Origin of the sequence: Microbacterium sp. NPDC060117, from assembly GCF_042729315.1 — a bacterium.
Lineage (GTDB): Bacteria > Actinomycetota > Actinomycetes > Actinomycetales > Microbacteriaceae > Microbacterium.
Genome location: NZ_JBHWXR010000001.1, coordinates 971,690 through 985,622 on the forward strand (window position 1 = coordinate 971,690; position 13,933 = coordinate 985,622).

The window sequence follows — 13,933 nt, forward strand, 5'->3', positions numbered from 1 at the left end:
CGGCGGCGCCTCTTCGGAGGGCCGCCGTTCGGCGTCGTGCAGACGACCGGGCGAGCTGGGGAAGGGATCAGCCGTCCTCGTCAGCCGAGGGTCAGGACCACTGGGTGGACAGCGGGATCCGCACCTGCTTCATCCACTCCTTGCGCTGGAAGTCGCGCGCCTTGATCGTCACGGACTTCGCGCCGACCTCGACCTGCAGACCCTGGTTGAAGCCGCCGGGCACGACGGACTCGCCACCCGAGCCGTTGTCGGTCCAGCCGGTCTGGATCGCACCGGTGTTCACCACGTTGAAGCCGTCGAGGTTGCCGGTGCCCGCCACGATCCGGCGCGCGTACCAGTCGGAGAGCGCCAGATCCCAGTGCGTGTGCCCCGTGAACAGGAAGACATCGGGGTGGCGCCCCAGCAGATCCAGCAGGCGGTCGGTCTGCAGATAGTCCGACATGTAGAGCTTGTTCCGCGAGCCCGAGACGGTGTTCGGCAGCGGGTGGTGGCTGATCACCATGACGGGACGCTTGCGGTCGCGCCAGTACCAGAGCCGGTCCTCGAGCCAGGCGAACTGCGCGTCGCTCATCCACACCTCATCCCAGAGGGTGGCGTCGTGGTAGTGCATGTACTTCTCGGTGCCGATCATGAGCACCGGGACGTCGCCGAAGACCTGCTCGTTGTAGATGGTGTTGCGGCCCGCGAAGTTGTAGAAGCTCTTGAACAGCGAGTCCTCCGTGGTGCCGTTGGGCCAGGTGGCCTGGGCGAGAGTGTTCGGGTCGGAGTACTTCGGCACGTAGAACTCGTGGTTGCCGATGGCCCACGCGAGCGACTTCGGTGCGGGGTTCGCGGCGAGCACCTTGCTCACCTGCGCGTACTCGAAGTCGTAGCCGCGCGGGGTGATGTCACCGGCGATCGCGATGCCCTTGCTGCCCGGGTTGATCTGGGCGATGTCCTGCAGCGCCACCGCGAAGTCGGCGAGGTCGCCCTGGATGTCGCTGATGACGTTGAAAACGGTGACGGATCCGCCGCCGTTGCCGTTGCCGTTGCCGTTGTTGCCCTGTCCGTTGCCGTTGCCCGGCCCCGTGCCGTTGCCGTTGCCGGCGGGCAGCACCCGCGCGGAAGCCGAGGCCGCCGTCTCCACCGCCAGGAGCGCCCCGGCTGCGGCACCGGAGGTGATGAGTGAGCGTCGAGAGATCACGATGTTCCTTTGCTGTCGCAGAACCGTCTGTCTCTTCGAGATCAGCAAAGGCACGCGAACAGTGCGTGAACGGACGACGACATCGTGACCTCGATCGGCGGCCGGGGTCGAATCGCTGCGCCGAGTGTGCGCATTGGGCCGGATCCCGCACACGGCGATGCCGGGCGTCCCGTCTGGGAGCGCCCGGCATCGTCGTGCTTCGGCGGAATCAAAACCGGATCCGGATCCGGATCCGGATCCGACTCGGCGACCCCGACAGGATCCGGATCAGCCGTCGGAACCCGCGGCCGTGGTGGTCACCTTCGTGCCGGCGTCCTTGTTGGCCTTCTGCGCGTAGTCGTTCGTGAAGGTCTTGGAGATGTCGACCTTCGAGGTGTCCAGACCGAGCTGCTTCTCCATGTCGAGCACCGTCTTGGGTCCCCCGGCGGGCATGATGCCGTCGGGCAGGAACTGCCCCTTGTCGGTGGTGAGACCGGCCACGTACTGGTCCTTGGTGATCGTGGAGTTGTTCACGTACTCGGCGGGCAGCTTGTTCGCGATGTCCGCCGCGGAGTGCTCGTCGATCCAGTGCATCGTGGCGACCAGAGCGTTCACGACCCGCTGCGTCGCGTCCTTGTGCGCGTTCACCCACTCCGAGCGGCCGAGCAGACCCGCCGCCGGCCATGCTCCGCCGAGCGCCTTCTGCGCGCCCTCGGTGGTGGCGAGGTCGACGACCGTGTCGGCGACCTTCTGCGTGGTGAGCGCGGTCACCGTCGGCTGCGTGGTCATCGCGCAGTCCGCCGAGCCCTGCTTGAGGGCGGCGATCGCGGTCGCGCCGGCGTGCACGGCGACGGTCTGGTAGTCGCTCGTGGACAGCCCGCCCTTGTGCGCGATGAACTGCGTGAGCTTGTCCGTGCCCGAACCCAGGTCGGTGACGCCCATGTTCTTGCCCTTGATGTCGGACGGGTTCTTCACGCCGCTCTTGTCGGTGCACATCAGACGCTCGCCCGGGGCGCCCGACAGCTGCACGACGTCGATGACCTCCTTGCCCTTGGGCTGCAGCTCGATCGTGTGGTTGTACCAGGCGCCGGCGAAGTCGACCTGGCCGGAGATCATCGCGTCCTCGGCGCCGACGCCGCCGTTCTGCTCCGTGGAGAGCTCGACGTTCACGCCGAACTTCTTGTAGAAGCCGAGCTGGTCGGCGAGCTTGTACGGCAGGTAGATCTGCTTGTCGATGCCGCCGACCATGATCTTCACGGTCTCGGGCGAGGAGCCGTTCGCTCCGGCGGTGCTGGATCCGGAGGATCCGGACGCTCCGCCGCTGCAGGCCGCGAGGCTGAGCATCAGTGCTCCGGCCGCCGCGACGGCGACGATGCCGCGCTTGTTCATGTGGGTTTCCTTTCGTTGCGCCGATCGGGCCGGCGTTCCTGGTGAGGAGGGATTGCGAGGGGAGGGGATCAGATCGACGAGGCCTCGGACCGCGTCGGCGGGCGCCAGCGCAGCACGCGCTTCTCGAGCAGGGAGATCAGGTACTCGGCGACGAGCGTGAACACCGCGATGATGACCATGCAGGCGAACACCGTGTTCGGGTCGAAGGATCCCTGCGCCTGGCTGATGATGAGGCCGATGCCGCGCTGCGCGCCGAGCACCTCCGCCACCAGCGCGCCGATGATGGCGAAGCCGAAGGCGGTGTGCAGGCTCGCAATGATCCACGTCATCGCAGACGGGATCGTGACGTGGCGGGCGACCTGCAGCGGCGACGCGCCCAGCACCCGCACGTTCGAGACGAGGTTCGGATCCACCTCCCGCACGCCCTGGAAGGCGTTGAAGAAGACGGCGAAGAACACCAGCACCGCGGCGAGGAGCACCTTGGCCGGCATTCCGAGACCGAACGCGACGATGAAGATCGAGCCGAGGACGATGCGCGGGATGGCGTTGATGATCTTGATGTACGGACCGCACACCTCGGCCAGATAGCGATTGCTGCCGAGCAGGATGCCGGCGATCATGCCCGCGAGCGTGCCGACCGCGAAGCCCAGCAGCGCCTCCTGCACCGTGACCCACAGGTTCTCCCAGATGGATCCGAAGGCCGTGCCCACCGTGAACAGGTGCACCAGGCTGTCCCACACGGCGGTGGGCTGACCGAAGAAGAACTTGTCCACCCAGCCCATGGCCGTGAACAGCTGCCAGCCGCCGAGCACGACGGCGGCGAGCCCGATCCGGCCGACCCACACCCACACGGTGTGGCGACGGCGGGCGCGGCGGCCCGCGGCCTGCAATTCGGCTTCGGTCTGGATCTCGGGACGGAAGAAGTTGCGGGGGTCGTCGGCCGCGTAGCCGAGCGATCCCGTGATGTCGGTGCGGGGCGGAGTGTTCACCGCAGCGATCCCGGCGTCGGAGATCCGCTCCGTCGCCGCGGTCATGCTGCCACCGCCGCGGTCTGCGCGTAGGCCCGGTCGACCTCTTCGCGCAGCGACTCCCAGATCTGGCCCTGCAGCTCGAGGAAGCGGCCCTCATGGCGGATCTGCTGCACGTCGCCGCGGGGGCGGGGCAGGTCGATCTCGAACACGTCCTTCACGGTGCCGGGGCTCGAGGTCATGATGACCACCCGGTCGGCGAGCGCGACGGCCTCATCCAGGTCATGCGTGATGAACAGCACGGACGGCCGCAACTCCTCCCACAGCTGCAGCAGCTCGGTCTGCATGATCGCCTTGGTCTGCACATCCAGCGCGCCGAACGGCTCATCCATGAGCAGGATCCGCGGACGGTTGATGAGCGCTGCCGCCATCGCGACGCGCTTGCGCATGCCACCGGACAGCTGATGCGGGTAGCGGTCCTCGAAGCCGGCGAGCCCCACGCGGCGCAACCAGTCGAGGGCCAGCACCGTGGCCTCCTTCTTGGGTGTGCCGGTGAGCACGGGGCCGACCATGACGTTGTTCAGCACGGTCTTCCACGGGAACAGCGAGTCCGCCTGGAACATGTAGCTGACCCCCTGCGTGATGCCGTCGACGATGCGGCCGCCGACGCTCACGGATCCGGCCGACGGCTTCTCGAGGCCGGAGACCTGCGCGAGCGTGGTCGACTTGCCGCAGCCGGTCGGTCCGACGATCGCGCAGAACTGACCCGGCTCGACGGTCAGCGACACGTCGCGGATCGCGGTGAAGGTGTCGCCCTTCGGGGTGAGGAAGCGCTTGGTGAGGCCGACGATCTCGATGCCGGCGGCGGGTCCGCCGACATCGGGGGCGCGGCCGGCGCCGGGGGAACGTGTGTCGCTCATGGCACGAAGACCTCTCTGTCTGTGTCTGCTCGCCGCGGCGACGACGCCGGGCGATGGATCGATGCTCGCCCGCGGCCCGCATCGCTGTCGCGCTTGCGCGCATTGCCCGCCGTTTCGGGCGTTGTCGCACCTTTTGGGCGTTCTGTGCACGGTCGCGACATGACGGACGGTGAGAGAATCCGGTGTGATGCGACGACGGATCCGGAGACTGTCGAGCCTGATCCTGCTGGCTCAGGTCGCGATCCTCAGCGCCTCGCTGCTGATCGGGTTCGTGCTGTTCGCGATCACCGCCCGCGCCAACCTCACCAGCGACTACCAGGACCGCGCGGCGGACATCGCGCAGACCTTCGCCGAGATGCCTGCCGTGCAGGGCTGCCTCTCCTCCGGCGGCGGCGCCTGCGACGACGTGCAGCAGCTCGCCACGGCGACGACGCAGCGCACCGGCGCCGCCTACGTCGTCGTCATCGACATGGACCGGGTGCGGCATTCCCATCCGAACCCCGCCCTGATCGGCAAGAAGGTCTCGGAAGACATCATCGCCCGCGACGGCGAGGTGCATCGGGGCACCGACGTCGGATCGACCGGCACGACCGCGAACGCCCGCGTGCCGGTGTTCGCGGGCTCCACCCGCACGGTCATCGGCGAGGTGTCAGTCGGCATCAGGGAGTCGAGCGTCGCGGCGGAGCTGCTCGGACAGCTGCCGATCTACGCGACCTGGATCGTGCTGGCGTTCGCGATCGGGACGGCGGTGTCGTTCGGCCTCGCCGCACTGCTGAAGCGTCGCACGTTCGGACTCGAGCTCGACGAGATCGCCCGCCTGCTGCAGGAGCGCGAGGCGACCCTGCACGGCATCCGGGAGGGCGTGATCGCGATCGATCCTGCGGGGCGGATCACGGTGGTGAACGACGAGGCCCAGCGCCTGCTGCGCCTGCCCGAAGGCGCTCGTGGGCGTCGCCTCGACGACGTGCTCGTCGCGAGCCCGATCCGCGAGGCGCTCACCGGCACGACCGAGGTGAAGGACGCGATCGCCGTGACCGACGCGGGCGTGCTCGTGCTCAACCGCATGCCGGTCACCCTCGCCGGGCGACCGCACGGCGCCGTGCTCACGCTGCAGGATCGCACCGAGGTCACCGGCCTCACCCAGGAGCTCGACGGCGAGCGCAGCTTCGCCGAGTCGATCCGCGCGCAGCAGCACGAGTTCTCGAACCGGATGCATGCGGTCGCGGGGCTGCTCGAGCTGGGGCGGACGGAGGAGGCGCTGCAGTATCTGAACGAGATCCGCGGCACCTCGGCCGACCTCGACCGCACCCTGCGCACCCACGTGGGCGCACCCATGATCGTGGGCCTGCTGCTGGGCAAGGCCGCGGAGGCGAACGAGCGCGGCATCGATCTGGCGATCGCGCCCGAGACGGATCTCGGATCCGCATCCGATCGTCTGCAGGCGCTCGTCACGATCCTCGGCAATCTCATCGACAACGCGTTCGACGCGCTGTCCGACTCCCCCGCGCCGCGCCGCGTGACCGTCGCGATCGTCGAGACCCCGGACGCCCTGACCGTGCGCGTCGCCGACAACGGCCCCGGCGTACCGGACGGCTCCGTCCCGCGCATCTTCGAGAGCGGCTACACGACCAAGCGCGGGGCCCTGGCGCGGCACGGCGGGCTCGGACTGTCGCTCGTGCACACGACGGCGAGCCGGCTCGGCGGCACCGTCTCGGTCGCAAGCGACGGCGGCGCCGCGTTCACCGTGGTGATCCCGCGGTCCGGCGGCGAGTCGGCTGCGGAGTCGGCGAACACGGACGCGCCGGGCTCCGCGACCGCCGCCCCGACGCAGGGAGGCGTCCGATGACCGACTCCGAGACCACGGTGCTCGTCGTCGACGATGACTTCCGCGTCGCCAGCGTGCACGTCGGGTTCGTCGAGGCCGTGCCCGGCTTCCGCGTGGTGGGACAGGCCGGATCCGCCGCGGAGGCGCTGCGGCAGGCGAGGGACCTGCGGCCGGACCTCGTGCTCATGGACGTGTACCTGCCCGACGGCGACGGACTCGAGGTGGTGCGCCAGCTGCTCGCGGATCCGGATCTCTCGACGGGCACGGGGACCGGGCCCGCGGTGATCGTGATCTCGGCCGCGAACGACCTCGCGACCGTGCGCCGCGCGGTGCAGCTCGGCGCGCTGCACTACCTGGTGAAGCCGTTCGGGTTCGCGGAGCTCGCCGAACGGCTGACCGCATACCGGAACGCGCAGGAGCGGATCGCGGCGCTCGGCGACGCGGCCACGCAGGACGACGTGAACCGGCTCTTCGATCTGCTTCGCCCCGGTCCTGCTCCCGCACCCGAGGAGGGACGCCGGCTCGCCCCCACCCTCCAGGCGGTGCTCGACGCGGTGACCGCACGGCGCGCCGACGTGTCGGCGCAGGAGATCGCCGCGTCGATCGGCATCAGCCGGACGACCGCGCAGCGCGCTCTCACGCAGCTCGAACAGTCCGGCCTCGTGCGCCTCGAGCTGCGCTACGGCAGCACCGGCAGACCGGAGCACCGGTACGCGGCGCGGAGACGCTGAGGCTCGGCCTCCTGCCGCCGCACTCCCGTGTCTGGCGTCAGAGGGACTTCAGGAGCTGGTCCGCCTGAGCCACCCCCGAGCTGTACGACGCCGACACCGTGCTCGTGCGCATCCCCGCCCAGAACAGGACGCCGCTCACGGTCGCCGACATGTGGTTCGCATTCCCGCCGCCGCCATACGGTCCCCACGAGTAGGGTTCGTTAGCCCAGTCCGTCATGACGGCCTTGTGGTAATTCAGGCCCTGGTCTCCGGCGGATCGGCGAACGACCTCCAGCACCGCCTGATACTTCTGCTCGAGCGTGAGGGCGTGCAGCTCCTTCGCAGCGGCGCCCGTCTCCCAGCCGACGACGACCTGGCCCTTGTAGCCGGGATACGCGACCGAGGCGTTCCACAGCGTGGTCGGGGAACCGTCCATGGTCTCGGCGTACCCCCAGTCGTCCGTGCCGTTGGGCGTGAACACCCTGTCCTTGAACTCGAGCACGCACTTGAAGATGTCCTCGTACGTGAACGCGTCGAAGGCTGCCCACTTGTTGGCCGGCAGCCCCGGGGAGAAGGCGATGTCGCGACGCTTCATCACACCGGCGGGCACCGCGAAGATCACCCGGCGCCCGAACATCACGCCCTTCGAGGTGCGCAGTTCGACGCCGCTGGCCGTGTAGGCGACCTCCTGCACGACGGTCTGCAGCAGCACGGGCACCGTACCGGCGATGACGCGCAGCAGCTGGTCGTAGCCGCCGATGATCTTGTAGTCGCCGTCGTCGTAGCGCGAGTCGTTCGGATCCAGGATCTCCTGCGCGGGCGCCTGCTCGGGATGCAGGGTGTAGCGGATGCACTTGCGCAGCGGGCCGGCGACCTCCGACGCGGCCGTGTTGTACAGCGGCTCGCTGTCGTCGGTCAGCCGGTAGTTCAGGCCGCTCGGCGTGTTCGCCGAGGTCACCCCGATGCGCGCCAGGTAGGCGTCCCCCATCTCCCCGGCCTGCACGGCCGGCAGCTGCTTGTTCTGTCCGGCCGGATCGTACGGCACGAGGGAGGCGGGCATGCCGAGCGGGAACAGCCACGACGTCGGCGAATCCCACTGGTGCCACTGCGACGACGGCGAGGACGAGGGCGCGTTGCCGAGGCGGATGTAGTTGTTCCGGAACATCCGCATGTCGAACCCGGCCTGTTGGATCCAGGGGTAGGTCGATGCATAGGGACCGCCGTGCACGAGTTCGCACCCGCGCTCGACGGGGATCCCCATCGATGTCCGGTCCGTGTACATGCGACCGCCGATCCGGTCCCTGGCTTCGACGATCGCCACTCGCAGCGCCGGATTCTGGTCGATGAGCCGGCGCGCGGCGCCGATACCCGCGGATCCTGCTCCGACGACGATCACGTCCCATGTGGTCTTGTCCCCCGTCGCATGCGCGAGCGACGGCGCCCCGTTCCCGTGGCCGTTGCCGGGGGTTGTCGGCGGTGCCGCGACAGCGCGGGTATCGGCGACTCCGGCGGTGGCGATTCCCGCGGCGGCCGCGAGGCCGCCCAGCAGGATTCCGCGACGACTGATGTTCTCCATGGTGCAACTCCTTCGTTGGTGGATCGGTGGGGCAGGCACGACGAGCTACCGCGCACCCCGGGGGCGCGACGAACACCGGTTGCGCGTCATCGCGCGACCGCGCGCCGGGGTGGGTCCCGCGCGCCATGCCGTCTGCGGGTGGCGTGCGGGGATCGGATCGGATCCTGGATGCGCCTACTCGGCGCTGGACACCTCGGGCACGCCCCATCCGTAGGCGAGCTTGTGGACTTCGAGCACGAAGAAGGACTCCGTCGAGACGACACCGTCGAGCGCGCCGATCTTGTTCTCGAGCACGTCGACGATGTGCGCCACGTCGCGGCAGATCACCTCGACCATGACGTCGAACTTCCCGCTCGTGATGACGACGTAGCTCGTCTCGGGCAGCGCGGCGAGCGCTGCGCAGATCGCGCGGGCCGTTCCAGGCCGCACCTGCACGCCGATGAGCGCCAGCCGGTCGAAACCGATCGCCAGGGGGTTGGCGATCCCGACGACCTGCAGCACCCCCTCGTCCTCCAGCTTCTTCAGCCGGTAGCGCACCGAGGAGGCGGGCACGTCGAACTCGTCGGCGAGGCTGGAGAAGGTGCGGCGCCCGTCCACCTGGAGCGCCGCGATGATGCGGCGGTCCAGGTGGTCCAGGCCGTCAAGCTCGTTCACGGGATCGAGGCTATCGCGAGGATGGTCGGGATCCGGTGCATCAGTCGAGGTGGATCACGCCGGTGCGCAGGTCGCTCATGTCGAGCAGCGTGTGCTTCCCTCCGATGCGGCCCCAGCCCGTGCGGCTGCCGCCGACACCACCGAACGGCATGTTGATGTCCCAGAACCCGTTGCTGTCGTTCACGATCACCTGACCGGTGCGCATCTGCTCCACGAACCGGTAGGCACGGCTGAGGTCCTTCGTGAAGACGGCGCCCTGCAGGCCGAGCGCATCATCGTTGGCGATGCGGAGCAGTTCGTCGTCCGTGTCGGCCGAGATGATCGGCACGACTGGTCCGAAGGTCTCGGCGACGCTCAGCAGCGCGTCGGGCGCGACGCCGTCGACGACCGTGAAGTCGTAGTAGAGATCGGTCGGGAAGCCCGCGGCGCGGCCTCCGCCGACCACGAACTCGAAGCCCCGCTCGCGGGCCTCGGCGAGGTGCGCGTCGACCTTGCTCGCGGTGGCGTGGTTGTTCATCGGGCCGAGCGTGGTCGCGGCGTGGAACGGATCGCCCAGCACGGCCTCCTGCGCTGCCGTGCGGGCAGCCTCGACGAAGCGCTCACGCACGGAGCTGGCCACCAGCACGCGCCCGGTGGCGCAGCAGACCTGACCGGCGTTGTAGTAGGCCCCGCGCACCGCAGCCCGCGCAGCCGCCTCGACGTCGGCGTCGTCGAGCACGACCACCGGACCGTTGCCGGACGCCTCGATGATCGAGCGCTTGAGCCCGGCCGTCGCGACGATCTTCTCGGCGGTCGCGGAGGATCCGATGAAGCCGATCGCGTCGATGCCGGGATGCGAGACGAGATCCGCCCCGAACGCACCCTCACCCGGGAGGATGCTGACCAGGCCGGCCGGCACCCCCGCCTCCTCCAGCACCTCGACGGTGGCGAGGAGCGTGAGCGGCGTGTGCGTCGGCGGCTTCACGACCAGCGCGTTGCCCGTCGCGAGGCCGGGGGCCGCGAACTCGGAGAACATCAGGACCGGGAAGTTCCATGGGATCACGATCGCCCAGGTGCCGACGCCCTGGTAGAAGGTCCACATCCGCTTGTGGGTGTCGTTGGCCGGCAGGGTCTCGCCGTGCAGGCGCACCGCGTCCTCGGAGTGCAGGTGGAACAGCTGCGCGGTCTCGTCGATGTCGGCGTAGGACTCGGTCAGCGGCTTGCCCTGCTCGAGCGTGAGCAGGTGGGCGAGCTCGTCGCGCTTCGCGGCGATGAGGTCACCGACCTTGTGCAGGATCGCGGCACGCTGCCAGACCCCGACACGGCTCCAGGCCCGCTGCGCCTCGCGTGCGGCCGCGACCGCCCGGTCGAGGTCTTCGCGCCCCGGCACGGCGACCGCGGCGATCACCTCTCCCGTGACCGGGCTGACGATATCGGTGGTCTCGCCGGACGCGGCGTCGACGTACTCGCCGGCGATGTAGAGCTGTGTGTGCGGGACGAGGACGTCGGCCGCGGTGGCGACGGTGTTCATGGTCATGATGATGGGTTCCTCTCAGGGGATCGGGTGAAGGGGAGCGTCAGACGGCTTCGTCGACGGTCTGCGGCGGAAGCCCGTTGCGACGGTCACGGGCACGGACGAACGCCCAGATCACGACGCCGAGGGCGAGGATGCCGATCGCGATGCTCAGCTCGAGGATCCCGCCATAGCCGGTGATCGAGAACCCGGTCGCGCCGACGACGACGATGATCGCGAGCAGGACGGCGAGCGCGATCGAGACCGGCACGAGGAAGTCCGGCAGCCGGATCGGGCGCGCCGCGTTCGGGCGGTCCTTGCGGAGCAGGGCGAAGCCGGAGACCGCGAGCACGTGTGTGATCACGTAGCCGAGGTTGCCGGTGACGATGATGGCGAGGGGCTGCTGCAGCACCACGAGCAGCACGATGTTCAGCACGAGCATGACGTTGAGCGCCCGCATCGGGATGCCGCGTCGGTCGAGCTTGCCCACGGCCCGGACGGTGACGCCCTCCTTGCCCATGTTGAAGAGCACGCGTGAGGAGTCGGCCACGGAGGTCAGCATCACCAGCACGAGCGAGGCGATGAGGCAGAGCACCATGATGTTCGCCGCCGCGTCCGAGGGAACGAGCTTCGCGAATGCCGCGACGAAGAACGTCGCCGGATCCTTGATGATCGCCGCCTCGCCGGCGAATCCGCCGAGGGTGATCGGGACGAGGAAGAAGACGCCGAGGCAGAACAGGGCCGCGGCGCGGATCGCGCGCGCCGTGTCCTTGACCGGGTCGCGGTACTCCGAGGCGAAAGTCGTGCAGACCTCGACCCCGAGCGTGGTCCAGGCCATCACGTAGAGCCAGACGAGCGCGGTGTGCAGGCCCTCCCACCCGCTCAGCTTCCAGGTGAGCTCGCCAGGGTGCCACCCGCTGCTGAACAGCGGCAGCACGATGAAGACGAACAACGGGACCATGAGGATCGCCGCGGTGATGTAGACGAAGGTCATCGTGACGCGCACGCCGATCGCGTTGATGGCGTAGAGCGCGAAGATCACAACGAGGCCGATCACGATCGGGAAGCTGAGGTGGATCGGACCGAACGCGAGCTCCCAGGTCTGGTCGGGGAACCACTGGGACTGGATGATGAGGCCGGTCAGCGCGCCGTAGGTGGCGAGGTTGGATCCCCAGGGCAGCCAGTAGCCGACCCCCGCGACGGGCGCGAGCCAGGGTGCGCGACTCTTCCAGGCCTCCGCCGCGAAGCCCGCGATGCCGCCGGAGGACTCCGGGAACATCGTGGACAACTCGATGTAGATCCAGTTGACGACGAACGCGATGACCATCGAGACGGCCCAGAGCACCGCGGCCCCCCAGCCGCCGAGCCCCGCGATGGATGCACCGAGCGTGGCGATCAGGGCCGCCGGCATCGTCATCGACATCGCGAAGGCGTCATACCAGCGCAGCTTGCGCGGGAGCTTCTCCTCCACCGCGTCGCTCGGGTGCGACGTGACTTCCGTGCTCATGGGACTCCTCGACTCTCTCCGTTGAGTGCACGATGACGGGCAAACTCGCCCATCTGTGGCCCATCCTTGCGAAGAGTTGCGGAATGCGCAAGCATCAACCTGTACTTTTCATGAGTCAGCATCCACAAGCCCATGGACGCTCACGATTCATCAACGTCAGCGAGGAGCAACGATGCCGCAGACCGCCTTCGAACGCATGCCGGCCCCGGCGTCCGCCGTCGAGCACGCCCTCCGCGGCACCGAGCAGCGGGTGTTCTGGCTCGACGACGCCACTCCCGAGCGCCACGACGCGCTGACCGGTCGCATCGACACCGACCTCGTCGTCGTCGGCGGCGGGTACGCAGGGCTCTGGACCGCGCTGCTCGCGACCGAGCGCGATCCGGGCGCCCGGGTGACGATCCTCGAGGCGAACCGGATCGGCTGGGCGGCGTCCGGACGCAACGGAGGGTTCTGCGAGGCCAGCCTCACGCACGGCCACGACAACGGGGCGAGTCGCTGGCCCGACGAGATGGATGCCCTCGAACGCATGGGCGCCGAGAACCTCTCCGAGATCGCCGCGACCGTCGAGCGCTACGGGATCCGCGCCGATCTCGAACGCACCGGCGTCGTGAAGATCGCAACGGAGGAGTACCAGCGCCGTCAGCTCGCGAGCGCTCGCCACGACGACCGGCACGTCTTCCTGGACGGCCCAGAGCTGCGCACGATGATCGCCTCCCCCACCTACCGCGCCGGCCTCTGGGACAAGGACGGGAACATCCTCGTGCACCCGGCGAAGCTCGCGTTCGAACTGGCGCGGGTCGTCGCCGACCGGGGTGTGCGCATCTTCGAGCGCTCCCGCGTCACGGGGATCCGTCGCACCGATCGCGGCGTCGTGGCGATGTCCGCGGCCGGTGCGGTGCACGCGGACAGGGGGGTGCTCGCGACCAACGTCTTCCCCTCTCTCCTGCGCCGCAACCGTCTGATGACGGTGCCCGTCTACGACTACGTGCTCGCGACCGAGCCGCTCACCGCCGCGCAGCGCACAGAGATCGGCTGGCAGGATCGGCAGGGGCTGGCCGACATCGCCAATCAGTTCCACTACTACCGGCAGACCGCCGACGGCCGGATCGTGTTCGGCGGCTACGACGCCGTGTACCACGCGGGGGGCCGGGTCAGGGAGCGCTACGAGGACCGCCCGTCGTCCTTCCGCCGCCTCGCCGAGCACTTCCTCACGACCTTCCCCGCACTCGAGGGGATCCGCTTCACGCATCGCTGGGCCGGGGCGATCGACTCCTGCTCGCGGTTCTGCGCGTTCTACGGCACGAGCCACGGCGGTCGCGTGGCGCACGCCGCGGGCTTCACCGGCCTCGGCGTCGCCGCGACGCGCTTCGCCGGCAACGTCATGCTCGACCTGCTCGACGGCCGGACGACGGAGCGCACCGCCCTGGAGATGGTCCGCGCACGGCCGACCCCGTTCCCCCCGGAACCTGCCGCAACGATCGGCATCAACGCAGTCCGCTGGTCGATGGATCGCGCCGATCACCGGGAGGGCAGGCGCAACCTGCTGCTGCGCACGCTCGACGCCCTGGGGATGGGCTTCGACTCCTGACCCGGCGCGCCGCACGGCGCCGCGTTCTGAGCGGGGGTCGCTTCGAGCGGGGTCGTTGAGAGAGAGCGCCCGCCCACCCCGAGGTCGGGACGACGCGAGGCGCGGCTTCCCAGGGGAACCCGCGCCTCGCTCGCCATACCCG

The 13,933-nt window shown here is 69.3% G+C and carries 11 protein-coding genes; 3 read left to right on the forward strand and 8 right to left on the reverse strand.

Annotated features, from left to right (window positions below):
• Positions 1-91 precede the first annotated feature (91 nt).
• The 4 genes from ACFWCK_RS04440 to ACFWCK_RS04455 form a co-directional block, all read right to left on the reverse strand.
• A complete protein-coding gene (locus ACFWCK_RS04440; protein ID WP_378804751.1) occupies positions 92-1,183 on the reverse strand; it encodes a metallophosphoesterase family protein in 1,092 nt (363 codons plus the stop codon).
• A gap of 267 nt (positions 1,184-1,450) precedes the next feature.
• Entirely contained in the window at positions 1,451-2,551 is a 1,101-nt protein-coding gene (locus ACFWCK_RS04445; protein ID WP_378804752.1) for an ABC transporter substrate-binding protein, read from the reverse strand.
• Positions 2,552-2,619: 68 nt separating this feature from the next.
• Positions 2,620-3,585 (reverse strand): ABC transporter permease, encoded by a 966-nt coding sequence (locus tag ACFWCK_RS04450; RefSeq protein WP_233312278.1) that lies wholly within the window; start codon positions 3,583-3,585, stop codon positions 2,620-2,622.
• On the reverse strand, positions 3,582-4,439 hold the full coding sequence (locus ACFWCK_RS04455; protein ID WP_378804754.1) for an ABC transporter ATP-binding protein: 858 nt from the start codon (positions 4,437-4,439) through the stop codon (positions 3,582-3,584). Before ACFWCK_RS04455 ends, ACFWCK_RS04450 begins: the two co-directional genes overlap by 4 nt.
• Before the next feature lie 187 nt (positions 4,440-4,626).
• Here ACFWCK_RS04455 and ACFWCK_RS04460 point away from each other — a divergent pair, with 187 nt between their 5' ends.
• Entirely contained in the window at positions 4,627-6,285 is a 1,659-nt protein-coding gene (locus ACFWCK_RS04460) for an ATP-binding protein (protein ID WP_378804755.1), read from the forward strand.
• Positions 6,282-6,995: a response regulator gene (locus tag ACFWCK_RS04465; RefSeq protein ID WP_378804756.1), complete on the forward strand. Its 714-nt coding sequence runs from the start codon at positions 6,282-6,284 to the stop codon at positions 6,993-6,995. Before ACFWCK_RS04460 ends, ACFWCK_RS04465 begins: the two co-directional genes overlap by 4 nt.
• Before the next feature lie 37 nt (positions 6,996-7,032).
• Here ACFWCK_RS04465 and ACFWCK_RS04470 read toward each other — a convergent pair whose 3' ends face one another.
• The 4 genes from ACFWCK_RS04470 to ACFWCK_RS04485 form a co-directional block, all read right to left on the reverse strand.
• The gene (locus ACFWCK_RS04470) at positions 7,033-8,550 is read right to left on the reverse strand and encodes a flavin monoamine oxidase family protein (protein WP_378804757.1); all 1,518 of its coding nucleotides are present in this window, start codon (positions 8,548-8,550) and stop codon (positions 7,033-7,035) included.
• A 174-nt stretch (positions 8,551-8,724) separates the two neighbouring features.
• Positions 8,725-9,204, reverse strand: coding sequence for an Lrp/AsnC family transcriptional regulator (locus tag ACFWCK_RS04475; RefSeq protein ID WP_233312283.1), 480 nt, complete (start codon positions 9,202-9,204; stop codon positions 8,725-8,727).
• Positions 9,205-9,244: 40 nt separating this feature from the next.
• Entirely contained in the window at positions 9,245-10,720 is a 1,476-nt protein-coding gene (locus ACFWCK_RS04480; protein WP_378804759.1) for an aldehyde dehydrogenase family protein, read from the reverse strand.
• A gap of 40 nt (positions 10,721-10,760) precedes the next feature.
• Positions 10,761-12,203 (reverse strand): APC family permease, encoded by a 1,443-nt coding sequence (locus tag ACFWCK_RS04485; protein ID WP_233312285.1) that lies wholly within the window; start codon positions 12,201-12,203, stop codon positions 10,761-10,763.
• A 172-nt stretch (positions 12,204-12,375) separates the two neighbouring features.
• Here ACFWCK_RS04485 and ACFWCK_RS04490 point away from each other — a divergent pair, with 172 nt between their 5' ends.
• Positions 12,376-13,791, forward strand: a complete 1,416-nt coding sequence (locus ACFWCK_RS04490; protein ID WP_378804760.1) for an NAD(P)/FAD-dependent oxidoreductase — start codon at positions 12,376-12,378, stop codon at positions 13,789-13,791.
• Positions 13,792-13,933: the final 142 nt, after the last annotated feature.

Bases quoted from the DNA above. Each gene is read 5' to 3' on its own strand.
- ACFWCK_RS04445 (WP_378804752.1), bottom strand. From the start codon at position 2,551: ATGAACAAGCGCGGCATCGTCGCCGTCGCGGCGGCCGGAGCACTGATG.
- ACFWCK_RS04450 (WP_233312278.1), bottom strand. From the start codon at position 3,585: ATGACCGCGGCGACGGAGCGGATCTCCGACGCCGGGATCGCTGCGGTG.
- ACFWCK_RS04455 (WP_378804754.1), bottom strand. From the start codon at position 4,439: ATGAGCGACACACGTTCCCCCGGCGCCGGCCGCGCCCCCGATGTCGGC.
- ACFWCK_RS04460 (WP_378804755.1), top strand. From the start codon at position 4,627: ATGCGACGACGGATCCGGAGACTGTCGAGCCTGATCCTGCTGGCTCAG.
- ACFWCK_RS04465 (WP_378804756.1), top strand. From the start codon at position 6,282: ATGACCGACTCCGAGACCACGGTGCTCGTCGTCGACGATGACTTCCGC.
- ACFWCK_RS04470 (WP_378804757.1), bottom strand. From the start codon at position 8,550: ATGGAGAACATCAGTCGTCGCGGAATCCTGCTGGGCGGCCTCGCGGCC.
- ACFWCK_RS04480 (WP_378804759.1), bottom strand. From the start codon at position 10,720: ATGACCATGAACACCGTCGCCACCGCGGCCGACGTCCTCGTCCCGCAC.
- ACFWCK_RS04485 (WP_233312285.1), bottom strand. From the start codon at position 12,203: ATGAGCACGGAAGTCACGTCGCACCCGAGCGACGCGGTGGAGGAGAAG.
- ACFWCK_RS04490 (WP_378804760.1), top strand. From the start codon at position 12,376: ATGCCGCAGACCGCCTTCGAACGCATGCCGGCCCCGGCGTCCGCCGTC.